This window comes from Vibrio paucivorans, assembly GCF_054053395.1.
In genome coordinates, this window is the sequence record NZ_CM133230.1 from 968,371 (window position 1) to 992,966 (window position 24,596).

General features: G+C 45.2%; 24 protein-coding genes. 11 read left to right on the forward strand and 13 right to left on the reverse strand.

The features are described 5' to 3' along the window. Positions 1-9: 9 nt before the first annotated feature. On the reverse strand, positions 10-609 hold the full coding sequence (gene yfbR, locus ACXABW_RS04635; RefSeq protein WP_252030060.1) for a 5'-deoxynucleotidase: 600 nt from the start codon (positions 607-609) through the stop codon (positions 10-12). Positions 610-701: 92 nt separating this feature from the next. Next, positions 702-1,916: a pyridoxal phosphate-dependent aminotransferase gene (locus ACXABW_RS04640; protein ID WP_457524247.1), complete on the reverse strand. Its 1,215-nt coding sequence runs from the start codon at positions 1,914-1,916 to the stop codon at positions 702-704. A gap of 218 nt (positions 1,917-2,134) precedes the next feature. Here ACXABW_RS04640 and ACXABW_RS04645 point away from each other — a divergent pair, with 218 nt between their 5' ends. From ACXABW_RS04645 to menE, 6 genes are all read left to right on the forward strand, one after another. Then, positions 2,135-3,442, forward strand: a complete 1,308-nt coding sequence (locus ACXABW_RS04645) for an isochorismate synthase (protein WP_457524248.1) — start codon at positions 2,135-2,137, stop codon at positions 3,440-3,442. Further along, positions 3,439-5,148: a 2-succinyl-5-enolpyruvyl-6-hydroxy-3-cyclohexene-1-carboxylic-acid synthase gene (gene menD, locus ACXABW_RS04650; RefSeq protein ID WP_457524250.1), complete on the forward strand. Its 1,710-nt coding sequence runs from the start codon at positions 3,439-3,441 to the stop codon at positions 5,146-5,148. Before ACXABW_RS04645 ends, menD begins: the two co-directional genes overlap by 4 nt. Continuing rightward, positions 5,138-5,944: a 2-succinyl-6-hydroxy-2,4-cyclohexadiene-1-carboxylate synthase gene (menH, locus tag ACXABW_RS04655; RefSeq protein WP_457524252.1), complete on the forward strand. Its 807-nt coding sequence runs from the start codon at positions 5,138-5,140 to the stop codon at positions 5,942-5,944. Before menD ends, menH begins: the two co-directional genes overlap by 11 nt. A gap of 45 nt (positions 5,945-5,989) precedes the next feature. Then, the gene (gene menB, locus ACXABW_RS04660) at positions 5,990-6,856 is read left to right on the forward strand and encodes a 1,4-dihydroxy-2-naphthoyl-CoA synthase (RefSeq protein WP_252030070.1); all 867 of its coding nucleotides are present in this window, start codon (positions 5,990-5,992) and stop codon (positions 6,854-6,856) included. A gap of 111 nt (positions 6,857-6,967) precedes the next feature. Then, complete coding sequence (gene menC, locus ACXABW_RS04665) at positions 6,968-7,957, forward strand: o-succinylbenzoate synthase (protein WP_252030071.1); 990 nt, start codon at positions 6,968-6,970, stop codon at positions 7,955-7,957. Between the two features lie 5 nt (positions 7,958-7,962). After that, the gene (gene menE / locus ACXABW_RS04670) at positions 7,963-9,414 is read left to right on the forward strand and encodes an o-succinylbenzoate--CoA ligase (RefSeq protein ID WP_457524253.1); all 1,452 of its coding nucleotides are present in this window, start codon (positions 7,963-7,965) and stop codon (positions 9,412-9,414) included. Positions 9,415-9,516: 102 nt separating this feature from the next. On the opposite strand, the gene nagE is transcribed toward menE, so the two are convergent. Then, positions 9,517-11,025, reverse strand: a complete 1,509-nt coding sequence (gene nagE / locus ACXABW_RS04675) for an N-acetylglucosamine-specific PTS transporter subunit IIBC (protein ID WP_457524255.1) — start codon at positions 11,023-11,025, stop codon at positions 9,517-9,519. A 162-nt stretch (positions 11,026-11,187) separates the two neighbouring features. Between nagE and ACXABW_RS04680 the strand changes: the two genes are divergently transcribed. After that, positions 11,188-12,069, forward strand: coding sequence for a LysR family transcriptional regulator (locus ACXABW_RS04680; RefSeq protein ID WP_252030077.1), 882 nt, complete (start codon positions 11,188-11,190; stop codon positions 12,067-12,069). Between the two features lie 128 nt (positions 12,070-12,197). Next, positions 12,198-12,371 carry a hypothetical protein gene (locus ACXABW_RS04685; RefSeq protein WP_265688035.1) on the forward strand — a complete coding sequence of 58 codons (174 nt, stop codon included), beginning with the start codon at positions 12,198-12,200 and terminating at the stop codon, positions 12,369-12,371. 25 nt (positions 12,372-12,396) lie between these two features. On the opposite strand, the gene ACXABW_RS04690 is transcribed toward ACXABW_RS04685, so the two are convergent. The 3 genes from ACXABW_RS04690 to ACXABW_RS04700 all read right to left on the reverse strand — a co-directional run bounded on the left by ACXABW_RS04690 (position 12,397) and on the right by ACXABW_RS04700 (position 15,906). Continuing rightward, a complete protein-coding gene (locus tag ACXABW_RS04690; protein ID WP_457524256.1) occupies positions 12,397-13,320 on the reverse strand; it encodes a YeiH family protein in 924 nt (307 codons plus the stop codon). A gap of 105 nt (positions 13,321-13,425) precedes the next feature. Next, on the reverse strand, positions 13,426-15,300 hold the full coding sequence (locus ACXABW_RS04695; RefSeq protein ID WP_457524258.1) for an MFS transporter: 1,875 nt from the start codon (positions 15,298-15,300) through the stop codon (positions 13,426-13,428). A 15-nt stretch (positions 15,301-15,315) separates the two neighbouring features. Continuing rightward, entirely contained in the window at positions 15,316-15,906 is a 591-nt protein-coding gene (locus tag ACXABW_RS04700; RefSeq protein ID WP_252030084.1) for a TetR/AcrR family transcriptional regulator, read from the reverse strand. Positions 15,907-16,083: 177 nt separating this feature from the next. Between ACXABW_RS04700 and ACXABW_RS04705 the strand changes: the two genes are divergently transcribed. Together ACXABW_RS04705 and ACXABW_RS04710 are read left to right on the forward strand one after the other, a co-directional pair. Next, positions 16,084-16,965, forward strand: coding sequence for a Tim44 domain-containing protein (locus ACXABW_RS04705; protein ID WP_252030086.1), 882 nt, complete (start codon positions 16,084-16,086; stop codon positions 16,963-16,965). A gap of 154 nt (positions 16,966-17,119) precedes the next feature. Beyond that, positions 17,120-17,437, forward strand: a complete 318-nt coding sequence (locus ACXABW_RS04710) for a DUF1244 domain-containing protein (RefSeq protein WP_457524259.1) — start codon at positions 17,120-17,122, stop codon at positions 17,435-17,437. A gap of 41 nt (positions 17,438-17,478) precedes the next feature. On the opposite strand, the gene aqpZ is transcribed toward ACXABW_RS04710, so the two are convergent. The 3 genes from aqpZ to ACXABW_RS04725 all read right to left on the reverse strand — a co-directional run bounded on the left by aqpZ (position 17,479) and on the right by ACXABW_RS04725 (position 19,431). Next, positions 17,479-18,174 carry an aquaporin Z gene (gene aqpZ, locus ACXABW_RS04715; RefSeq protein WP_457524260.1) on the reverse strand — a complete coding sequence of 232 codons (696 nt, stop codon included), beginning with the start codon at positions 18,172-18,174 and terminating at the stop codon, positions 17,479-17,481. A gap of 262 nt (positions 18,175-18,436) precedes the next feature. Further along, on the reverse strand, positions 18,437-19,057 hold the full coding sequence (locus ACXABW_RS04720; RefSeq protein ID WP_457524262.1) for an outer membrane protein: 621 nt from the start codon (positions 19,055-19,057) through the stop codon (positions 18,437-18,439). Positions 19,058-19,176: 119 nt separating this feature from the next. Next, positions 19,177-19,431 (reverse strand): YkgJ family cysteine cluster protein, encoded by a 255-nt coding sequence (locus ACXABW_RS04725; protein ID WP_457524264.1) that lies wholly within the window; start codon positions 19,429-19,431, stop codon positions 19,177-19,179. 137 nt (positions 19,432-19,568) lie between these two features. Here ACXABW_RS04725 and ACXABW_RS04730 point away from each other — a divergent pair, with 137 nt between their 5' ends. Further along, positions 19,569-20,006, forward strand: a complete 438-nt coding sequence (locus ACXABW_RS04730) for a YcgN family cysteine cluster protein (RefSeq protein WP_457524266.1) — start codon at positions 19,569-19,571, stop codon at positions 20,004-20,006. Positions 20,007-20,098: 92 nt separating this feature from the next. Here the strand turns inward: ACXABW_RS04730 and ACXABW_RS04735 are convergent, their stop codons facing one another. The 4 genes from ACXABW_RS04735 to rlmA form a co-directional block, all read right to left on the reverse strand. Next, positions 20,099-21,994, reverse strand: coding sequence for a BCCT family transporter (locus ACXABW_RS04735; RefSeq protein WP_457524267.1), 1,896 nt, complete (start codon positions 21,992-21,994; stop codon positions 20,099-20,101). A gap of 106 nt (positions 21,995-22,100) precedes the next feature. Beyond that, positions 22,101-22,451 carry a hypothetical protein gene (locus ACXABW_RS04740; protein ID WP_457524268.1) on the reverse strand — a complete coding sequence of 117 codons (351 nt, stop codon included), beginning with the start codon at positions 22,449-22,451 and terminating at the stop codon, positions 22,101-22,103. Positions 22,452-22,616: 165 nt separating this feature from the next. Then, entirely contained in the window at positions 22,617-23,543 is a 927-nt protein-coding gene (locus ACXABW_RS04745) for a ChaN family lipoprotein (protein WP_457524269.1), read from the reverse strand. 83 nt (positions 23,544-23,626) lie between these two features. Then, positions 23,627-24,448, reverse strand: a complete 822-nt coding sequence (gene rlmA / locus ACXABW_RS04750; RefSeq protein WP_457524270.1) for a 23S rRNA (guanine(745)-N(1))-methyltransferase — start codon at positions 24,446-24,448, stop codon at positions 23,627-23,629. Positions 24,449-24,596 lie beyond the last annotated feature (148 nt).

A 24,596-nucleotide genomic window follows, 5' to 3' on the forward strand; every position in this document is an offset into this window, starting at 1 on the left:
ACCAGAGGCTTAGCTTATTTCATCGAGCGATAACTCAAAGCTTGGAGCAAAAGTGTTGAGAAAGTAATCCATCTCGGGGGTTCGGCGCTCTTTCAGGGTGATATCTAGGCGCTTTTTAGCCAGTGCATACTCATGGTTGCCCGCACTGAGCTCTTCCAAACACTTTAGATATGCGCAGATAGTATCAGCTTGCTTTACGATGGCAGCGTCCTCTGGGTGGGCTGATTGTGTGATCAAATAAGGGGCAAAGTCATCGCGAAACTCTTCCGGTAACATGGAAAGCAGTTTTTGTTCTGCAGCCGCTTCTATTTTTTTGTATTCCTTGGCTATTTCTGGATTGTAATACTTAACCGGCGTTGGCATATCACCCGTTAGAACTTCACTGGTATCGTGGTACATGCCAAGAATGGCTATGCGTTCTGGATTTAACTGGCCGTCAAACTTCTTGTTTTTAATCACCGCGAGAGCGTGGGCGACAAAAGCGACTTGTAGGCTATGTTCAGAAATGTTTTCGGTTGAGATAGATCGCATGAGAGGCCAGCGCTGGATAAGCTTCATCCGAGCTAAGTGGGCGAAAAAGTGGCTTTCCTTATGCGTATCGGCTGACATTCTGACTCCCTATGCAATCGAGCTATGAGTAAAAATAAAAAAGGGCACTCAATAGAGCACCCTTTAAGCATATGAAAGATCAGTGTTAAATACTACTGACTGTATGTCGAAAGGAAACGTTCGAATCGACCAATTGCGGTTTCTAGATCTTCAATATGCGGTAAAGTCACAATACGGAAGTGGTCGGGCTTAGGCCAGTTAAAACCAGTGCCTTGCACTAGTAGAACTTTTTCCTGAATGAGGAAGTCTAGCACCATTTTTTGGTCGTCTTTGATGTTGTACATCTTAGTATCAATTTTAGGGAACAAGTACATGGCACCTTTTGGCTTCACGCAGGATACGCCTGGTATTTGGTTGATCAGTTCCCATGCTTTATCACGTTGTTCTAATAGTCGGCCGCCGGGCAGGATCAGCTCATTGATACTTTGATACCCCCCTAACGCTGTTTGGATAGCATGTTGCATCGGTACATTGGCGCACAAGCGCATAGAAGCGAGCATTTCGAGTCCATTGATGTAGCCTTGCGCTAGGTGTTTTGGCCCGGTCATAAACATCCAGCCACCACGGAAACCACAGACACGGTAAGCTTTTGACAAACCGTTGAATGTAACAACCAAGACGTCTTCAGTTAATGTGGCGACAGAGGTATGGGTTGCTCCATCGTAAAGAACTTTATCGTAGATTTCGTCAGCAAAAATAATTAGTTTATGCTGGCGAGCAATTTCAATCACTTCAAGTAGGAAATCACGGCTATACACAGCACCCGTTGGGTTGTTCGGGTTGATCAAGACAATCCCACGTGTTTTAGGGCCGATCTTGCTTTTAATGTCGTCTAAATCTGGGTACCAATCGGCTTCTTCGTCACACATGTAATGAACCGCTTTACCGCCAGACAAAGCCACGGATGCTGTCCAAAGTGGGTAGTCTGGAGCAGGCACTAGCATTTCATCGCCATTGTTTAGTAAAGCTTGCATCGACATAACGATGAGCTCTGATGCGCCGTTACCAATGTAGACATCTTCTACATCTAAGCTATGAATGCCTTTCTTTTGGTAGTGCTGAACAACAGCTTTACGTGCAGAGTAGATACCTTTCGAGTCACAGTAACCTTGAGACGTTGGCAAATTACGAATTACATCAACGAGAATTTCATCCGGGGCGTCGAAACCAAATGGGGCGGGATTTCCGATATTCAATTTAAGAATTTTATGCCCTTCTTCCTCCATGCGCTTAGCATGTTTGAGCACTGGCCCCCTAATGTCGTAGCAGACACTATCGAGTTTGGATGATATCCCGATATTTTGCATTGTATAATTCCTAAAAAACGATTAATTACTTTATTAAAGTACATCAAATCTTTGTTTGATAGAATTAAAATCTGTTAAATATTAGCCTAATGGATAAGGTTTGTTCGTTTCTTATCACAGGATTATGTAAAAGAATCGATGCATCCTTGATTTGAGTAAGGTCTATTAATAGAGTAGCCTGCTAATATCATCCAAGCTCATATGTCTACGAGGTTGATTTGTCATATTTTCATCAAGCGGTTACTGAACTCATTGAACGCGTTAAGGATGCGGAAGACGAAACGATACGTCTAGTTCAAGTTCTTGAAGAAAAACCAAATTTTGCGTTTATCGATTGGTTAGAAGCGCAACCTATCTTTCCCAAATTCTATTGGCAATCTCGTGATACTCGTGAAGAAGTCGTAGCCTTAGGGCAACTACATACTTTTTCCGAATTGGCTCCAGCGTATGCGATCCTAGGCGAAGACCAACGTATATGGGGTGGTCGTTCTTTTGATGGCAGTACTGAAAAGAATCGACGCTGTATGTCGTCGTTTTTCTTCCTCCCTCAAATTGAGTTGATTCGTTTCGATGATCGTTGGTCTATAGCAGTCAATCTCAGCAACGAAAAACATCGTACTCTGGCATCACTTAACAAGCTTCAATATGAAGTGTCTCCATTGCTACCGATTAGCTCTCATATCAACCATGTGAGTCATGTTCCTGAACAGCAGGAGTGGCACCGCTTGGTAAATAAAGTGCTGGATGGTATTGATGCCAATGCATTTAAAAAAGTGGTGCTCGCACGCAAAACAACGGTCCAGCTTGATAAACCATTGTGCGCGGCTCAATTACTCAAAGCGAGCTATCAGCAAAATCACCATAGCTTTCACTTTTTAATGTCTCTCGATCAACGCCATAGCTTTATGGGCTCGACTCCAGAACGCCTGTATTCGCGCCAAGGTTCAGAGTTACATACAGAAGCACTGGCGGGAACCATTGGGCGAGGTCGAAATGCTAGCCAAGATATGGAACTTGCAAATTGGCTCTCTCAAGACAGCAAGAATCTTAACGAAAACCAATACGTGGTGGATGACATCATTGATCGGTTAACGCCTCATTCTCAAGAAGTGCACGTTGAACAAGAAGCCCGTTTGGTGCGTTTGCGTAAAGTGCAGCATTTGAAGCGAAGCATTCATGCTCAGCTCAACAAAGGTATTAACGGTGTCCAACTGCTCGATGCTCTGCAGCCAACCGCGGCCGTTGCTGGCCTACCTCGCAAGGAATCAATGGATTTCATTAACCAAAATGAATCGTTTGCCAGAGGTTGGTATGCGGGTTCTGTTGGTTATGTGAGTCAACAAAAAGCGGAGTTTTGTGTTGCGATTCGAAGTGCACTGATTGTAAACGACCAAGTGCAGCTGTTTGCTGGCGCAGGTATTGTACCGGGATCCATTGCCGAGCATGAGTGGCAAGAACTGGATAAAAAAATGTCGACGTTACTAACGCTCATTTCAGACAATCCGCCATTAGGAGTTGCCTCATGATTCAAGATCAAGCGATCGTGAATCGAGTCTGGAGCGAAGTTTTACTGGAAGAGTTAACTCGATTTGGTGTTACAGAAGTCTGCATTGCACCGGGTTCTCGTTCTACCCCTCTAACTCTCGAAGCTGAAGCGAACTCGAAGCTAAACATTCACACCCATTTTGATGAACGCGGCTTAGGGTTTCTCGCGTTGGGTTTAGCAAAAGCTAGCCAAAAACCGGTTGCGATTATCGTTACCTCGGGGACGGCGGTAGCAAATTTACTTCCCGCTATTGCTGAATCGAAACTGACCGGCGAAAAGCTGGTGGTGTTAACCGCTGATCGTCCAGCAGAGCTTGTTGGTTGCGGTGCAAATCAAGCCATCAACCAGCTGGGTATCTTTTCTTCTCATGTGACCGACAGTTTGAATCTGTCAAGTCCTACCATGAACATCAGTTTGGGCTGGCTACTTTCTAGTGTAGATAACACGCTATTTCAACAGGAGACAAGTGGCGGCGCGGTCCATATCAACTGCCCTTACCCAGAACCGCTATACACCAAGCAAGATAAAAGCTGCGCCGAAGGTTATCTGAATACAGTGAAAGCATGGAAAGAGTCGCAAACAATCTACGCTACTCGTATTCAGTCTAAGACCATCGCTCCCGAGAATTCTATCGACTTCTATGGCCAAAAAGGGATTGTACTCATTGGCAGTTTGCCGTTAGAGCAAGCCCAGCAAGCCACGCGCTTTGCACAGCAGTTAGGGTGGCCTGTTTTGTGCGATGTGCAATCTGGAGTTACCAGTGATTGGTCACATTACGATGTGTGGCTACAAAATGTGAGATTGCAGAGCCAATTAATAGAGTGTGATTGTGTGGTTCAGTTCGGGGCTCGGTTTGTATCGAAGCGCTTAAATCAATGGCTGAAAAATCATGTAGTGAGTCGGCAATGTACTTATGTCTACATTTCAGATTCTGACCAACGTGACAACCAAAACCACTTAAGTCAGCAACATATAGTGACTGATATTGCAGAGTGGGTGGAAGCACATTTATCGCCAACCAAACTTAGCAAGCATGCAGGTTGGGCCGATGAATTAAAAGCTTACAGCCAACAAGTTGACATGCTGCTTAGCCAATTTTCAGCGCAAAGTGACTCGTTATCGGAACTTGCGTTGGCTTGCCTAATTGAACAACACACCCAGTATGCCGATGTATTTTTAGGTAACAGCCTGTTTGTTCGACTTGTTGATATGTTTGGTCGTATTGATGAGTCCGCCATTTACACTAACCGCGGCGCATCGGGCATCGATGGAATAGTGGCTACGGCTGCAGGGGTATACCGAGCGCAAACTCGCCCACTGATCTTGTTTATTGGTGATACTTCGTTGCTTTATGATCTTAACTCTTTGGCACTGCTCACTCATTGTCAAATTCCGATTGTTGTAGCGGTAACGAATAATGATGGTGGGGCCATTTTTGACTTGCTACCAGTACCAGAGCAGCAGCGTGAGACTTTGTATCAAATGCCCCATGGCTATGACTTTCAATACGCTGCGAAGCAGTTTGGATTGAAGTACCAAAATGTTGCGTCGCAGGAAAACTTCAATACCGTGGTATCAGAGCACCTTACTACAGGGCAAGGTGCTCTCATTGTGGAAGTGCAGACGCCGGCCAATCAAGCTTCTACACAACTGAAGCAGTTCATGAATCGCGTACATGCTCTATAGTCAAAAACAACGCCACAGCAGTAATGAACAGGAACCAACATTGGTTTTTATTCATGGCTTGCTGGGTACTGGTTTAGATTGGCAAGCTTGCAGTGTGCATTTAACTCAGTTTCCTTTCATTTCTATCGACCTGCCTGGTCATGGAAACAGTGCCGGAATCTCATGTCTCAATAGTGATCATTGTTGCAAGATGATTACTAGCACATTATTAGCCCAACTCGATCCCGAATCTCCTCTGATACTGATAGGCTATTCACTTGGCGCACGCATTATTATGCAAGGCTTAGCTAATAGTTTGTTTAGTGGGCTGAACATAAAGGGAGCATTGATAGAGGGAGGCAACTTCGGCCTCGAATGTGAATTAGATAAGAGTGCGCGCCTTGCCAACGATGAAGCTTGGGCTAAGCGATTTCGATATGAACCAATCGCACAAGTATTGGCCGATTGGTACCAACAACCCGTGTTTTCTTCGCTAAAAGATGAGCAAAGACAAGCTTTAATATCAAAACGAAGTGCTAATCTAGGTCCATCAGTGGCAGACATGCTTGAAGCCACATCATTGGCAAAGCAAGATTACTTACTAGATAGATTGAAACTATGCGGCGTACCATTGCATTACATTTGTGGAGAGTATGATCGCAAGTTTAGTCAAATGGCAGTAGAGAGTTCTCTGTCATTTACTCAAATTAAACAGGCTGGTCATAACGTTCATCAAGAGCAGCCTTTGGCTTTTGCGCAAGCCACGCTTGAACAAATTCAGTTATTTGCGCAGAAAGAAAATTCTACCCATCGCTAGAGTCACAAGGCTCTGGCAGGCTTAACGAGAACAATGGGAATCACCATGGCAAAAACAGTAGGCATCACCGAAGAAGAACTATACGCTCCAGTGGATTGGAAAGACTGTAGCGGCGAGTATCAAGATATCTCCTATCACAAATCAGAAGATGGCATCGCCAAGATTACGATTTGTCGTCCTCAGGTACACAATGCGTTTCGTCCTCAAACCGTAAAGGAAATGATCAACGCTTTGGCTGACGCTCGTTACGATGAGAAAGTCGGCGCGATAATCTTGACCGGGCTAGGTGAGAAAGCGTTTTGTTCTGGTGGCGATCAAAGTATTCGTGGTGATTACGGTGGCTATCAAGATGATTCAGGTACTCACCACCTGAATGTTCTGGACTTCCAGCGTCAAATTCGCACTTGCCCTAAACCAGTGATCGCTTCGGTAGCAGGCTGGGCTGTGGGTGGCGGTCATGTACTGCATATGATGTGTGACTTAACCATTGCGGCAGACAACGCACAATTTGGTCAAACTGGACCAAAAGTGGGCTCGTTCGATGGTGGCTGGGGCGCTTCATATATGGCTCGTATCGTAGGCCAGAAAAAAGCCCGCGAGATTTGGTTCTTATGCCGATTCTACAATGCGCAAGAAGCACTGGATATGGGGCTGGTTAATACCGTGGTTCCACTTGAAGAGCTGGAGAAGGAAACGGTTCGTTGGTGTCGTGAAACACTGCAGCATAGCCCAATGGCTCTTCGTTGTTTGAAGGCAGCTCTAAACGCTGACTGTGACGGTCAAGCTGGCTTACAGGAACTGGCTGGTAATGCGACAATGATGTTCTACATGACCGATGAAGGCCAAGAAGGCCGAAATGCGTTTAACGAAAAACGTCGCCCTGATTTCGATAAATTCCCTCGTAACCCATAAAGCACAAAATTAGCCAAGAACTTCTGCTTTCTTGGCTGTCTAATCAAAGATAAAGGCAGATAGGAGCTGCCTTTATCTGAGTCGTGCTAATAAAATTTGGGAAATGATGGAATGAGAAAGGCTAAGTTATACCGCTACTGTTTGCCAATGGACAGTGGTGTCATCCTTCGAGAGAACAAATTAACCGAGCGACATGGATTGGTCGTCGAACTTACCGAAGGAAATAAAAGCGTTTATGGTGAAATTGCACCGCTTCCGGGGTTTAGTGTGGAGTCTGTTGAAGAGGCTTTATCACAAACTCAGCAACAATTGGCTCTTTGGTTGCAAGGGGAGTCTCTAGATTATAACGAACTTTATCCTTCGGTAGCGTTTGGTTTATCAATGGCTGAACTCGAACTTACTGGTGCACTGCCAGTAGGCGGTAACTACCAAGCAGCCCCGTTGTGCACGGGAGACCCGGACGAATTGATCCCAGTTCTCAATGACATGCCTGGACAAAAAGTCGCTAAGGTGAAGGTTGGTTTGTATGAGCCAATTCGTGATGGAATGCTGGTGAGTTTGTTTTTGGAGTCGATACCTGATCTTACGTTACGTCTTGATGCAAACCGAGCATGGACTCCTGAAAAAGCGCAGCAATTTGCCAAGTACATTTCTCCGTCATTACGTCAGCGCATTACTTTTCTAGAAGAACCGTGTCAGCAACCAAACGATAGTTTGTCGTTTGCGATTGATTCGGGTATTGCGATTGCGTGGGATGAAAGCCTACAACACGCAATCAGGCGTGACGACTTTAAATTGGAAGACCTAATAGGTGGAAAAGCGATCATCATTAAGCCAACCTTGATTGGTTCAGTCTCTCGCTGTATCGGATTGATTGAAAAAGCGCAAAGTTTGGGTATCAAAGCTGTCATCAGTTCGAGCATTGAATCGAGCTTAGGCTTAAACCAACTTGCTCGCTTGGCTAAGTGGCAATTGCCTGACGAAGTACCTGGCCTCGATACGATTGGCCTTTTCAAAGCTCAATTAGAAAATGGATGGCCGGGAAGTGATTTACCAATTCAGGCTCTCAGCGAACAAACTCTAGAATGGCAATCTGAATGAAGGGTATGTCAGTAACTCAGCAACATGCGTTATGGAAAAAATGGGCTCAACAGAGCCCATTGTCGTCTGCGCTCTTGTATAACGGCCAGTCATACCATTGGATGCAGCTCAGCGAGTTGATTAATGCTGCAGTTCACCAACTTAAAGCTCACGGTGTTAAAAGCGGTAATGTTGTGACTTTAGTCGGCAAAAACCACGTGGAAACGGTCGTTCTGTACCTCGCGTGTCTTGAGGTTGGCGCAATTTGTGCGATTACTATGCCTCAGCCACTGGAATCCTTATTTAGCAAGCTTACGACTTTGTATCCTGAGTCAGCTAAACGTTATGTATGGTTGTCGCCGTCGGCTGGCTTTGATGATCAATCGATTGATGCTATTAAGCAATCATGCGTTATGGTTGCGTATCGATGGTGTGAAAAGGCTTCAGAAGAGTCGAAATTTGAACCAAGTACATCAGAATTAGAAGTATCACACTATAACGAGCGCAACGCGGCATCCATTATCTTTACTTCGGGATCAACCGGATCACCTAAAGCGGTAATACATACGTCAGCTCAACACCTTGCCTCTGCTCGCGGGCTATTGGAGCAGTTTCACTTCAGGCATACAGATACTTGGTTACTGAGCCTGCCGTTATACCATGTGTCGGGTCTTGCCATTATCTATCGGTGGTTGCAGGCTGGAGGGTGTCTGAAAGTAGGTAATGGAAGCTTGAGTCAAGATATCCAAGATGTGTCTCATGCGTCTTTGGTCGCGACCCAACTCAAAAGGCTACTTGATAACGGTCAACCACTTACTCTCACACATGTACTGCTAGGGGGAAGCCATATTCCCTTAACGCTTAGTCAGCAAGCCCAAAGCATGGGAATTGAAACTTGGCTGGGCTATGGCATGACAGAGGCTGCGTCTACAGTCACGGCGAAAAAAGTAGATGGCACATCTACAGCTGGGGCGTTATTAAATAATCGCAAGCTCAAGTTAGAACAACAGCGGATATTCATTGGCGGTGAAACTCTTGCCAGCGGATACTATGTACGTGGTGAGCTTCTACCAATTGTTGACAACGAAGGGTGGTTCGACAGCAAAGATCTCGGTGAGTGGCTGGGGAGTGAGCTTAGAATTATCGGTCGAGCCGACAACCAGTTCATTTCGGGTGGTGAAAATGTCCATTGTGAAGAAGTTGAAGCGGCGTTAAATCAGTTTCCTCTGGTAAGCCAATCAGTGGTGATTCCTGTGCAAGATGCCGAGTTTGGTCAGCGTTCTGTTGCTTTTATTCAAAGCTCTGTCGATCTCACAGTTAGTGAGATGGAAGCACATCTAAGCAGTAAATTAGAAAAGTTTAAGTGGCCTGTTCAGTTTTATCCTATACCACCTGAGGCCGTTGGAAGTGGGATAAAAATCTCACGACACTCGCTAAAGCAGTGGCTTAATACCAACACGTTATTTAAAGCCTGTTGATCTGCAGTTTTGAAATAAAAAGAAGTGCAGAATCGGTGACTAAGCGTTTCTGCACTTCAGGGGGCGTGGTGAAGGTGAGTCACCACAAACTTTTATATTTGATTAGCTAGCTAGCGCTTTTTTCATTTGCTCGGCAACTTTGTCGACTTTTCCTAGGCCGATGATGACTTGTAGACCACCTTTGCCAACCGGAACAACACCTGCTGCGCCAAGCTGTTTCAATTTGTCGCTATCTGCAACACCTGCTGCGCCAAGCTGTTTCAATTTGTCGCTATCTGCAACACCTGAATCTTTTACTGTTAGACGTAGTCGAGTAATACAGTTGTCCACTTCCAGGATGTTATCTGCACCGCCGACTGCTTCAATGTAGTTGTTTGCTAGTTCGCTTAGACCCTCTGGAGATGCTGTTTCTTTTTCAGCTTCTAAGTCTTCACCACGGCCTGGAGTGCGTAGGTTGAATTTGATGATTACGAAGCGGAATACCGTGTAGTAAATCACGCCAAATACTAGGCCTTGAACAATCAGCATGTACCACTGTGTCGCCAGTGGGTTTTGGCTAGACAAGACGAAGTCTACAAAACCTGCAGAGAAACCAAAGCCTGCCATCCATTCCATGCTCGCTGCAATGTATAGAGAGATACCTGTTAGGATTGCATGCAATAGGTACAGAAGCGGAGCTAAGAACATGAAGCTGAACTCTAGCGGTTCTGTGATACCGGTGAAGAATGAAGCCATTGCAGCAGCTAGCATGATTGCGAACACTTGGTTCTTGTTTTTAGCGTCAGAACAGTGGTACATAGCCAGAGCAGCTGCTGGTAGGCCGAACATCATGATAGGGAAGAATCCTGCTTGATACATACCAGTTTTGCCCGGGATACCTGTACCGTTGGCGATAGATTGTGCGCCGCCAAGGAAGTTAGGGATATCGTTAATGCCAACAACATCGAACCAGAAAACTGGGTACAGTGCGTGGTGCATACCAACAGATAGGAATAGACGGTTAAAGAAGCCGAATAGGCCAGCACCGACAGCGCCCATGCTTTCAAGCTTGATACCGAACTGGATAAGCGCATCGTAGACTGCAGGCCATACGTAAAGCAATACGAAAGACAGTGCCATACCAGCAACAGACGTTAGGATTGGTACAAGACGTTTGCCACTGAAGAAAGCCAGTGCTTGTGGCAGTTCAACTGTAGAGTAACGGTTGTAGATCTCAGCAGAAATAATACCAATAATGATACCGATGAATTGGTTACTGATCTTACCGAATGCTGGTGGTACTTCGCTCGCATCAACACCAATCAACTGAGCAACTGAGCCCGGTGCAAGTAGGGTGGTAACTACCAGGAACATAACAAAACCAGATAAGGCTGCTGAACCGTTCTTATCTCGGCTCAAACCAAATGCAACACCTACTGCAAACAACACAGCCATGTTGTCGATAATTGCGCCGCCAGATTTAATCAAAAATGCCGCAAGAATGTTTTCTGAGCCCCAACCAACAGGATCGAGCCAGTAACCTATACCCATAAGAATGGCAGCCGCAGGTAATGTTGCGACTGGTACCATCAGCGCTTTACCTACTTTCTGCATGTAGCCAAGTATGTTCATGTATACCCCTAATTAATTTTTTTAATACATAGCTCAACGTAAGTCATTAATTGAGCCAGTTAACACTTTATGTTACTGGGTATATTAGAAGCTTATTTATCGATGCAAACAAACGAATCGGGTAGTACTATGGATTAAAAATTTTAATTCATAGGGTGTCTTATGGCGAACCAACAACTGTTGTTGAGAAACTTACATACTTTCCATGTTGCGGCGAAAACCCTGAGTTTTACGCTTGCAGGTAAAGAGCTTCATCTTACTCAGGGAGCGGTGAGCCATCGTATTAAAGTCTTGGAAAGTGAGTTGGGTTTTAACCTGTTTGTGAGAGGAACACGCAAGCTTGAGCTCACAGAAGAAGGACACCGTTTTCACGGGACGTTATCCAAGTCACTGCACAACATCTTTTCCGAAATCGACGACATTAATACCACAGACATGGTCGGTGAGATCAACATCGCCACCTCAACGGGTTTCGCCAATGGCTGGCTGTTACCTAGGCTGCATGATTTCAAAGCAAAGTATCCTAAATTCAACCTCAATGTGTTCGGTCATGAAGAACAGCAAAGCTTTCATGAGAACAATATTGAAGTGGCCATTTACTATGACTCAGAAGGGTTTACCGATGTCTATCGTCAGCGCTTGTTTGGCGACAAATACATTCCTGTATGTACACCTCAATACGCCAAGCAGCATAGGTTATATGAAGATGGCCTAGAATCACTTAAACGGATTAATTTCATTCATGCATTAGGTTCAGACGTATGGCAACGCTGGATGAAGTACATGAAGCTAGATGTGGACTATTTTGAGCAGTTCTACTGTGTGAGTCACCGGGAAATGGGTTTTTTAAGCGCACAGCATCATTTAGGGGTTGCGATGGGGCGCTATCAGTTTGTGAAAGATATGATTGAGTCTGGAGAACTTGTTACCCCGTACCCGAGCATGAGTACGGATAAGGGGTATGACTTACTCTGCCCATTAGGTACAGAGAACCGGCCTAAAATTCGAACTTTTATCAACTGGGTGGAAGGACAGTTAGATTAGTTGAAGCGGTGTTCTTGAAGGTATATTTAATTTAGCAATTAAATAGTCCAAAACTGAATTTAGTATCTATATAACTCCAGTTCATAATAAAGTCTGTAATCCAAAGGAATATGAATAAAGGCTGGTTCATGAAGATACTATTGGCCGCTGCGGTGCTCCTTCAAATTGTTGTTGCGGTACAAACAGAAGGGCTGACGCGGGCGTTGGCTGAGCTTTCAGCATTTTTACTGGTACTGGCAATTGTGTTTAGTATCCGTAGCAGTAAAAAAGTCGCCGCAAAAATTGAAGCAGAAGAGCTGTAAAAGCATCTACTGCTTAATCTATGTTTCAGCTTAACGTTAACCACGCTAGCGATGTCGTTGATATAAGCACCCACATACTCACTCCAAATAACAGAGGCTTAGGCCCTGCAGCTTTGAGTTTCTCTACCGAAATCCCACATCCGATTAAGAATAAGCAAATCACCAGTGCTTTTTTAGCAACAGAAAAAATGCCTTGATAGATCATTTCAAATTGTGGCAATAAATCACTAACACCAATCGCAATACAGTAAAACAAAATGAAATAAGGGATAGTAAGTTTCTTCGACTGACTACGGAAGATAACAGCACTCACCAGTGCGATTGGTATGATCCACAATGCGCGTGCTAGTTTCAGTGTCGTCGCGGTAGTTAGTGCTTCCTCACCATAAGCTGAAGCCGCGCCTACCACGGAGGAAGTATCATGGATTGCAATCGCGGCCCAAGTCCCGAAAGTGTGCTGATCCAGTTCAAGAGCATGACCGATGACGGGGAAAACGAACAGTGCGACCGAGTTAAGCACGAATACTGTGGCTAACGCCAATCCGATTTGTTCGTCGTCGGCATTAATAGCCGGAGCTACCGCAGCAATAGCGCTGCCACCACAAATTGCGGTACCAGAAGAAATCAAATAGCCGGTTTGTTTGTTTAGTCCGATGGCTTTTGCCGCAAACCAGCCAATGATAAGCGTGCCGACGATGGTGGCAATGATTAAACCAATACCATTGCTTGTCACTGCGAGTGCTTGTTGAAATTGAATGCCAAAACCAAGGCCCACAATGGAATACGCGAGCAGCTTTTTAGTGACTTTGGACAGTGCAAACTCTTGAGGCACCAGTCCAAAACTAGCCAGTAAAAAGCCTATGACCAAGGCCGTAGGGGAGGTAACAAAAGGGGTTAAACAAGCTATTGCAGCCATCCAAAATGGCAGCTGCTTCTTAAAAGAGGTCATAGTTTTTATTTGTATTCAAAGAGAACGCCATATTACATAATTTAATATGGTCAATAAGTCTTAATGTTTTGAACGCCTGTTCAGGATACCTGAACAGGCGTTCACTTATTTCCAGTTGCCACGCAACTCCTTGACTTTGTCACGCATGATTGCGGTCGTCGCTTGCTCTGATGGAACTGGCTCTCCTGCTTCAATCTCGAGCTTAGACCAGAACCGAGAAGGAAGTCCTTTACAAGCACTGCCTTTATAACGGCTAAAGTAGCTGCCCCATAGTCCTTTTAATGCCACCGGAATCACAGGGACAGGACTGCGTTTGATGATGATGTCCATACCACGCATGAAATCGTTAATTTCACCGTCAGAAGTGAGCTGACCTTCTGGGAAAATACAGACTATATGACCTTCATTTAGAGCCTTTTCCACCTCACCAAACGCATTGCGAATTGAACGTCGATTGGTTGCAGAGATAGGAATCACACCAGCGCGTTTTAAGAAGCGGCGTAAAGGTGGAAGGTTGGCATAGTCTTCTTCCATCACAAATCGAATCAAGCGTGGGCATACGGCGCTAAGCAGCAGTGCGTCCATATAGCTGACATGATTACATACTATCAATGCACCGCCGGTTTTCGGCAGGTGGTGTAAGTTCTTGTGGGTGACTCGATACATGGTATGGGTAAGAATCCACACCAAGAAACGAACCACGAATATAGGAACTTGGAGAAACAGGTATACCGCGATTAAAAAGTTACCTACAGCGAGTAGTACGAACAATTGCGGGATAGTCAGTTCTAACACCGATAGGCAAACAATACCCAGCACCGCGCTTCCCACCATAAATAGTGAGTTATAAATATTAAGTGCAGCAACCACTTGCGCTCGTTCTTTGACTTTGGCTCGGCTTTGCATCAAAGCATATAAAGGGACAATAAAGATACCGCCAGATACGCCGAGCATGAGCAAGTAAGCAAACAGTGGCCACAGTTCCCTTTGTTGAATGAATTCACCAAAAGTTTCCAACGCAGGAATGTTGTCTGGTACCGATGTGGCCATCAACCAACCAAAAACAGTGATCCCGAAGCTGCCGAGAGGGACGATGCCTACCTCAATACGATGCCCTGATAACTTGTCACAAGCTAACGAGCCAATCGCGATACCAATAGAAAAGAGCGCCAGTAAAAACGATACGGCACTTTCACTACCGTTTAAGTAGATCTTGGTGAAGTTCGGGAATTGAGTCAGGTAAGCTGCGCCTAAAAACCAAAACCAGCTGATAGCCATAATGGCTTGGAAAATCACGCGGTCTGATTTGGCAATCGCAATGGTGTTTTTGGTCTGCTTTATTGGCTGCCAGCGGAACTTAAGTTCTGGCGCGCTGGCTGGTGCAACTGGAATGGAGCGGCTAGAAAGGTAACCAAACAATGCAAATGCTACCACACTGATTGCCGCAATATATTTAGCGTTTTCGGCAGAAGCAATCACACCCGCGACTAAGGTGCCGATAAGAATGGCGAGGAAAGTACCGGTCTCGACGAGAGTGTTGCCAGGTACCAGTTCATCTGACTTCAATTGCTGTGGGAGTAGGGCGTATTTAACCGGGCCAAAGAATGCCGATTGTGTTCCCATTAAAAACAGCAGCAATAACAAAATGCCATAGCTTTCGGTAATGAAACCGATAGCGCCTAAACACATAATGCCAACTTCGGCCAACTTCACCTTACGGATAAACCAAGACTTTTCGTATTTGTCGGCGAGAACACCTGCTGACGCCGAGAAAAGGAAAAAAGGTAGAATGAAAAGGCCGGCTGCTAAGTTAATGAATAAGTTACTAGAGATAGGTAAAACACCCGCCCCAGCAAAGGCGACAAACAGCAACAGTACGTTTTTAAAAATGTTGTCGTTAAAGGCGCCAAAAAACTGGGTAATAAAATAGGGGAGAAAGCGCCTTTGCCTCAACAGCGAAGATTGGTTGTCGGATGCCATTGCATGTCCTTATGCTTACCAGTTGGCAAGGTAATTAGAAAGAAGGTTTTCGATAAGCTCTTTGCCATCAATAGGCTCTGCGGAGAAAAATTTGTCGTCGACACTCAATAAAGTAATGCCGTGAACGCCAGACCACAATACTCGGCTAGCTTGGAGAACTTCGGAATCAGTTCGTTGAGGAGCTTGTACCTTAAGTAACCCTTCCAGCATGCCTGTCATGTTATCGATGCGCTCAGCCTGCCACTCAGGCAAGGTTTCACCATTCATATTATGTTCGAAAATCAGCTGCCAACGGTGCGGGTATTTCTGAGCAAAGTCGTGGTAGCAGTAGGCTAGTTCGTACAGTGCAGATTGAGGGTCGCTACATTGTTCAACAACGGTACGGGCCTCAGTTGCCAATTCGTCCAGTGTTTGTGCCACGGCGTGGAGGAGAAGTAGGTTATAATTACCAAAGACGTTGACTAACGTGCTTGGTACATAGCCGATCAGATTCGCTACTTTGCGTAAGCTTAACTCATGATGGGAATGTTCGCTTAGGAACTCTTTTACGGTATTTAGGGTTAGAGCAACAAGCTCTTCACGAGTGTGATCGTTTCTACGGGCCATGGTTAGTTTTCTAAAATGAACAACGTTCAATATTTTAAAGACGCACTGTCACAGCGTCAATGTGATTGCCACTATTTTGCAATATTCTGATACATAGATTAGTGGTTTAGATATTTTAATAGTAATAGTTAGTCGTTACTATTAACCTGTCTCTTAAATATAACCCTAAGGAAGAGCATGAAACGTATTTTTTCTCTTGTAGCGCTGTTAATGGTTTCAGTAGCTATAACCCCTATTGCGGAAGCGAAAAAATTTGGTGGTGGTAAGTCTTTTGGCAAAAGCTTTAAAACTGCGCCTGCGCCAAAGCAGCAAAAGCAAAACACAAATTCAATCGGCAAGGAACAAGCTGGTAAAGCTCAAAGCTCTAAGAAAGGGCTAATGGGTGGTCTATTAGGAGGTCTGCTCGCTGGTGGCCTATTAGCGGCCTTCTTCGGCGGCGCATTCGAAGGTATCCAATTCATGGATATTCTTATCATGGGCTTGATCGCGTTCCTGATCTTCAAGTTCATGCGCGGTATGTTAGGTGCTAAGCAAGGCAGTATGAACCAGCATCAGCAACAACCAGCTTTTGGTGGAAATAACCAAAAATTCGAACAGCCAAATGTACATAACTTTGAGCAACAGCCTCAAGGTACAACTGGCGGAAATGGTGGTTTTGGCTTTGGTTCACAAACTGATGTTCCTCACAACTACCCACCGGGTTTTGATCAGGCAGCATTTGTGAACGGCTCTCGTGAGCACTACCGTATTCTACAAGGTGCTTGGAACCACAATCAGCTTGAAACGATTGAAGAGTACGTATCACCAAGTTTGTTTGAAGACCTAAAAGCCGAGCGTGCGAAGCTAGAAGGTGAGCAACATACTGATGTTATGTACGTGGATGCTGAAATTGTACGTGCGGATTACGACGCCGAAAAAGCTCAGCTTAGCCTACAGTTCAGTGGTCGTTACCGCGACTCAGCAGAAGGTGTGGAAGAAGACATTGAAGATGTTTGGCACCTAGAGCGCGACCTGACTGTGCCTAATGCACCATGGTTAATCGTAGGTATTCAAGGCTAGTACCCTGCCTTCAATTTAGTCGAATTTGAAAGCCCTAAGCCGTTGCTTAGGGCTTTTTTGTTTCTTAAAGCATTAGATAATGCAGTTTGAGCTAAGCAAGTGTTACGGTATATTGAAGCGATAACAATAATCGCTCACTCAGAAGGAAAGTAAAGTGGCTGAATTCAAATACAAAAACCTGTCGCAAGAAGAACAAGATAAGTTAGACGCTGCAGTATTTCGTAGGCTATTAGCGCATTTAGATAACAACAAAGATGTGCAGAATATTGATTTAATGATTCTGGCTGGCTTTTGCCGTAACTGCTTTAGCAAATGGTATAACGCCGAGGCGCAGCAACAAGGGTTAGAGTTAGATATCGATGACGCAAGAGAGCGTGTCTACGGCATGACTTACGACGAGTGGAAATCCAACCACCAGTTGCCAGCGACACCAGAGCAACTTGCTGCGTTTGAAGCCAAACAGAAAAAGTAACGGTCTGAATGAAGCCCAGCAGTAAGCTGGGCTTTTTATTTTTAATCTTGGCTACTTCCGGCGATCGCTTTATAGGCTAATGCCCCTATAACGGCCCCAATAATTGGCGCTACCCAAAACAACCACAGTTGCGATGTGGCCCAGTCACCCACATACAGTGCAACCCCTGTACTTCTAGCTGGGTTTACCGATGTGTTCGTTACTGGGATACTAATTAGGTGAATCAAAGTTAATCCCAATCCAATAGCAATAGGTGCAAAGCCTTGCGGTGCTCGGTTATCGGTTGCTCCCATAATGATCAGTAAGAACATCATTGTCATGACGACTTCGGTAATAAGCGCGGATGTCATGGAGTATTTACCAGGAGAGTGTTCACCATATCCGTTAGAGGCAAAGCCCGATGCTGCGACATCAAATCCAGGCTGACCTGTCGCGATAAGGTAAAGTACTCCACCAGCAATTAGGCCGCCGAGTACTTGTGCAACAATGTAAGGTACAACGTCTTTCGCTTCAAAACGTCCGCCGACCCACAAACCAATAGTCACTGCTGGGTTTAAATGACAGCCAGAAATATGGCCAATTGCATAGGCCATTGTCAGTACAGTCAAACCAAATGCGAAAGAGACACCTAATAAACCAATCCCCACGTCTGGGAAGCCCGCAGCCAAAACGGCACTACCACAGCCGCCAAGTACCAGCCAGAAAGTACCAAAGGTTTCTGCTAAATAACGATTCATGAAATTTCCTATCTAATTACGGGGTGAATTTGTGCAGAAGATAGTAGAGAAATGTCAGCGCAGTGTAGCTAGATTAGCATTTGAACCGATATTCGGCTTTTGAGTAGGCGTTGTCTTGTATATGAGACGCTTTTTACAAGCGGTGCGTAAGAATTGAAGAAGTAAAGACAGATAATTCTGATGGCTGAAAAACAAAAAAGGCACACTAAGTATTCTCCCTAATACAAAGTGCGCCAGGACAGTTATTATGCGATTAACGTGATTAGAAACGGTAATCTAGAGAGATAGTGAACTCGCTGCTGTTTGGTACAGATACCTTAGTGTTGAAGCCGGTATCGAATGACTCTGAATATGATTCAAACATATAACGGTACTGTAGGTCAGCAGATATAGAGTCGGTCAACTTATACTGAACACCTGCTTGCAAACCGTAAAGAAAGTCGGTTTCACTGCGACTTTCGTCGAATAGCGTCTCACCAAAAGAACTGACATTACCGGACAATTCGTTTTTAACCATACCTGCGGTAGCACCGCCAAAAATAGATAAGTTAGAACCAACAGCATGAATGTAGTCGTAAGACACTAAATATTCTGTTTGAGCTAATTCTAGTGTCCCCGTAGCAAAGTTACCTGCCTCTTTGAATAGCTCATGGTCACCCGAGAAGTTAATCGTAGCTGTAACACGGTGGTTTTCGGCGATATAAGCACCACCACGGATACTGAATGCAGCGCCAGAAGCGGTCTCTTTGGCATTAAATTCATCATCATTGATTTTAAGTGTTGCAGAGTGGTAGCCCAAACCACCACCAATAAAGAATTCAGTTGCCATTGCTGCAGGAGCAGTTAGAGATGCGATTGTTAACGCTAATAGTGCTTTTTTCATGATTGTTTCCACTGTGTTGGGAGAAAGTGGATGCATTATGAACAGTGTGCAGTTTGTCGGCTAATGACTAGTTGGAATGATGATGTTAACCAGTAGTTATGACTTGGTTTTACGAAAAACTATTGGATCGTGATGCTTTCTAATTCGGTAATGTTCGCTAATGCTTGTTGGTCGGTTGAGCCGCAAACATCAGGGCATGGCTGAAATTGTCCGCAGACCTTAGGGCGTTCAGGCTGACCAAACAATTTGCACAAGTTGTCGTCATTGAGCTGAACACACCGTGTTCCTGCTGGCTTACCATTTGGCATGCCTGGGATAGATGAAGATATGCTTGGCGCAATACAGCAGGCACCACAACCTAAACGACAATCCATTTTAACATCTCTCAACTAAGACAAAGGCGCGCATGGTATCAGAAAAGGCTATGTGAAGCAGCTCAAACTTTGCGCTTGAAATTTGCAGAGCTGAACGGTATAAAACGCATCCAATTCCATCGATAAAGAAAACTGCTATGAGCCTTCCATTTTGGCAATCTAAACCTCTAGAGCAAATGACCGAACAAGAGTGGGAATCTCTTTGTGATGGGTGCGGTAAGTGCTGTCTGCATAAACTGATGGATGAAGATAGCGATGAGGTGTACTACACCAACGTTGCTTGCAGCTGGCTCAATAGCAAAACTTGCTCATGCAAAGATTATCCAAATCGATTTGAATCTGGTGAAGAATGCTTAAAGCTGACGCGAGACAAAATCAGTGAGTTCAACTGGCTGCCTGAAACTTGCGCATATCGCTTATTAGCCAATAACGAGCCTTTGCCAGAGTGGCACCCGTTGATTACTGGCTCTAAAGCAGCCATGCATGCAGCTGGGGAAAGCGTTCGTAATAAAGTTGTATACGAAATTGATGTTGTTGACTGGGAAGACCACATCATTAATCACCCTAGTCGATAACCACGACTAACCGCATAAAAAAAGGCTCACCATTGGTGAGCCTTTGTCTTAGTTTAGGAGAAAGGTGGTGACAGCTAAACTCCTTGTCTGAATTACGCCGTTGCAGCGTTATTCGAAACAATCTGATTGAACTCTGCTCTTGCGGCTTGAGCTTGTTCTGACAACTCTAACTTGCTATCTCGCGCCTTCGCTGCCGCATCAAGCAGCGTTTGTAGCTCTTCCTGCATTCCCTGTGGGAGATGATGATCGGCAAAGTCTTCGTCACCATCATGCTCCAAGGCGAACTGACGGATGCGCTTTTTCATTTTGATGACTTCAGCTAACGCCGCACGCTCTAGTTCCGCGGCTTCTTGCGCGGCATCACGGCTACGTTCAAATCTTGCGAGTGCCATACCTTCAGACGACCAAGGGTCCATGTCCGGTAAGTCTTCAATGTTAATCGTTGGTTCAACATAGTCTTCTTGATGTTTGAGGTCCAAAGATGTTGCTTTGACAGCTGAAATCATCAACATGATTGAGATACCTAGTAGCGGTAATCCACCTACAATAGCGGCTGTCTGTAGTGTGCTTAGTCCCCCCATGAACATTAACACCGTAGGTAAAAATGATAGGGTGAAAGCCCAGAACATGCGGTTCCAGCGCATTGGTTCTTCAGTAACATTGTTTTGAACCACTGAAGCCAAAATGTAGGAGATGGAATCAAAGGTCGTCGCGGTGAAAATAATGCACAATAAGGTGAACGTTGCGATGACGACAGTGCTCATTGGCAACTGTTCGAGCATAGAGAAAATGGCTGTCGTCGCTCCCTCGGTATTGAGGATGCCAACCACATCGAGTTCACCGGAGAGCTGCAGCGATAAACCATAATTTCCGAGGATCATGAAAAACAGAAAGCAGCCCAATGAGCCAAAGAATATCGACCCAGAGACCATTTGCTTAATTGTACGCCCGCGGGAAATTCGAGCGACGAACAAGCCCATACTTGGCGCGAATACCAGCCACCACGCCCAGTAGAAAATGGTCCAGTCTTGCGGGAAATGGGTATTATCGAATGTGCCGTATCCACCGAATGGTTCTGCCCATGTTGCCATCACAAAGAAATTGGACAGCATACGCCCGATGGAGTCGAGGCCTGTTTCAAGCATAAATATGGTAGGCCCAACCGCGAGCACAAACGCGAGAAGTCCCATTGCGCCCCAAAAGTTGATGTTGCTGAGCACTTTGATGCCTTTTTCCATTCCGGCGTATGAGGAGTACGCAAATATGGCGGTACAAACCAAAAGCACGGCAATCTGGCTAAGTGTCGTTTGAGGGATACCAAATAAGAAGCTTAAACCTTCGCCTATCAAAGGAGCGGCAAGGCCGAGTGTTGTTGCAGCTCCCCCGAGTAAACCAAAGATAAATAGCACATCAACCACTTTACCAGCAGTGCCTTTGGTACGCTCTTCTCCCAGTACTGGCATTAACGCACTGGACACCTTTAGAACCGGTTGTTTGCGAACGTAAAAGAAGTAAGCAATAAGTAGAGCAGGTATCAAATAAATAGCCCAAGCGATTGGCCCCCAGTGAAACAGACCATAAGTTGCCGCCCATCGAACGGCTTCTTCACTACCAGGTTCTAGTTGGAATGGTGGTGATTGATAATAGTATGCCCACTCAATGCATCCCCAATAGAGTATGCTTGCGCCAATGCCACCACAGAAAAGCATGGCTGCCCATGAGGCGGTGCCAAATTCAGGTTTTTCATCAGCGGTGCCGAGCTTGATTTGCCCCATATCACTGAACACGACATAAATCATGAAAACGAATGCACTCAGTCCAAGCGCAAGGTACAAGAAGCCGAGCTTATCGGTCATGAAGGTTTTGGCAATCGCGATCCACTCTGCGCCTTGTTCAGGGAACACTATCAAAGGGATAACAATAGAAAGTAACAGCGCAATGGCGCCAAAAAAGGTGGGCTTATCAATAAGCGAAAAGGAGTTTTTCACGCGTTAGTTTTCCACAATCAAATGAGCTTTGATTATGGAGTGGGGAACAACGACCAACAAACGCAGATCATTGTCGACAAGATAGAAGATTTTTTTAATTAAAATCCTAAAGTACAGCTAAAAGAATGCCACCAATGGTTGCCGCAGCGGAAAGATATTGCCCCGCTGAGTACGAATCATCATCCACTTCTTCGACTTTATCTGGGTGATCAATCCCTAGCGCACCATGAGCAAACGATTCGACCTTATCGCCAACCGTCTTTGACTCTTTTTCTGCTGCTTTAGATTCTTTCTCGATATCTTGCAATGCGGCAAGCAACGCTTTCCCTTCGTCGGAAAGAGTCACTTTATTTTGTTCTACCTTCAGCGGTGCTGCACTTTGCTCTACTGTTGGTGTGTTTGCCTGAGGCTTGACCTGTTGGGGCTGCTTTACTGGCTCCATCCCAATTGGTGTCATAACGTTCTCCTTACTCGCCCTCAGATACTATATCGGCAGTGGCGTAAAAAACTTGTGAGGAATATTTACGAAATCTATGGGGAGACATCAAGCAAGAAGTGAGCCTATATTATTTACTTCACTTCTTGCTTGGTGAGATATTGAGGGAAATTAGATATGTGTCGGCTATTTGCAGAGGAGGTCGTCGTTTCGCTTAGAGAGCTTTTTGTATGCTTTCATACGGTTTTCTTGCTGAATAAACCGAGTAGGCGGTTCAATAACGTGAAGCTGATAATCTGTTGAGTCCGAAACAACTTCTCCCACCGGTGTGACGACAACGACCTTTAAGTCAGGGTTACGTTGCAAAATGGAACGCTTGGTCCCTAAACCACCTTCGGTGTGAAACTTCCCAGCAACATGGATGACTTGTTTGTCAGGGTGCTGTGCTATGTATTGAACAATACTTTCCGCCATCGTTTCATCCCATGTCACCTGCGCGGCAAATTGCTTTTCAGTTTGCTCTGGTTTGCCATGGTGCATAGACGCCATGAACTTTTCTTTGTAAGGCGAGGCTGAAGTATCAATAGATTGTGCTAGCAATACACGTTCGTTTTCATCCAACTTCTCTACATAATCTAGCCCTTGCCTGCCTATACACCGAACGATGGGCTTAGGTGCATTAGCGGCGATGATGTCTACATCATTGGCCTTTGCGAGTTCAACGAGTGGCCTGTAATCGCTTTCGTAATTTGGCCAAGCTTTTCCTTGGCTGATCAACGGCTGTTCACCAATGTCTCCGGCTAGGTATTGGTCGACCAGCGACTGACTTTCGCGTGAAAACTGTTCCATCGACAACGTGACAGGATGGCCTGATTGAATGAACGATTGTAATAGGTCTGTCTGAAAACGGTGAATGCCTGCATGAGTGTGCCACTCGCCAACAAGAATAACGTCTGCTTCAAGCAAGGTGTGATCCAATTGAGCGACACTCAGGGCTTTACCTTGAGGTGTGGCTAATTGATAGTCGTAAAACGAGGTAACTGGTTGATGAGATAAAGAAGAGCAACCAGCCAGGGCTGATACTGCAGCGAGTGAGAAAAGTAATTTGCGCATCGAATGCCTCCAAAAATAACTCAGGGATCTTAATGGAGGCACATACGTTAATCAATAGAAATGAGAATCATTATTAAATATGATTAAGCATTCTTTTTGTAAACTCTTAATACGAAGTCAGCCTCACACTTGAATATAGCAGGTGACTGCAGTTGCTTTCTTAGGCTGTCACTAGCTTTCCAAGCAAAAGGTGTCATTTGCAGTAGATCGAAACCGAAGCCGTTATCCAGCTCCATCATATAGCTAAGCTTCTCTTGATGAGCGAGCACAAAGCCTTCAATGACCTCAGGTTCTTCGCTATGTAGCCGGACATCGGAATAAATTTGCTCTCTTAGTTGATATAAATGGCGGTTCCCTGGTGTCACAGTGACCACTATGCCGTCAGGTGTTGTTACTCTTGCTAATTCCTGTGCATTGCACGGAGCGTAAATGCGTAGCACGGCATCGAGGCTGTGGTCGGCAAACGGCAAACGGTGGCTTGAAGCAACGCTGAAGTTACAGTTCTGGTAACGCTTAGCGGCGTAGCGAATCGCGACCTTTGAAATATCTAGACCATAAGTTTGCGCTGCTGAACATTGCTGAGTTAATAATTCGGCCACTTCTGTAGTGTAATAGCCTTCGCCACAGCCGATGTCTAGCAAACGATGTGGTGTTTGGGCTAGATATTCTGCGCAGGTTTCAGCAACGCGTTGCTTTAGGGGCTGATAGTAATCTTGTTCCAAAAATCGGCGACGAGCCTGCATCATTTCTTTGTTATCACCTGGATCTTTCGAGCGCTTATGCTGAACAGGCATCAGGTTGATGTAGCCTTCTTTAGCAAGATCGAATGCGTGGTTATTCTCACAACGAAAAGTGCGTTCAGATTGGATCAGTGATTGGTGGCACAAAGGGCAGGTGTAAGACATAGTTTGCTCTCGATGGAGACAGCTGTTAACTAAGGTAACAGAGCTTAATGAAAACTTGCCTGCGAGTTTAGCAGGAAGACGTTAGCGACACTAGGTAAAGAGGGGAAGCCCTGAGAGAACAAACTCGTAGGCGGGTTGACCTACGAGT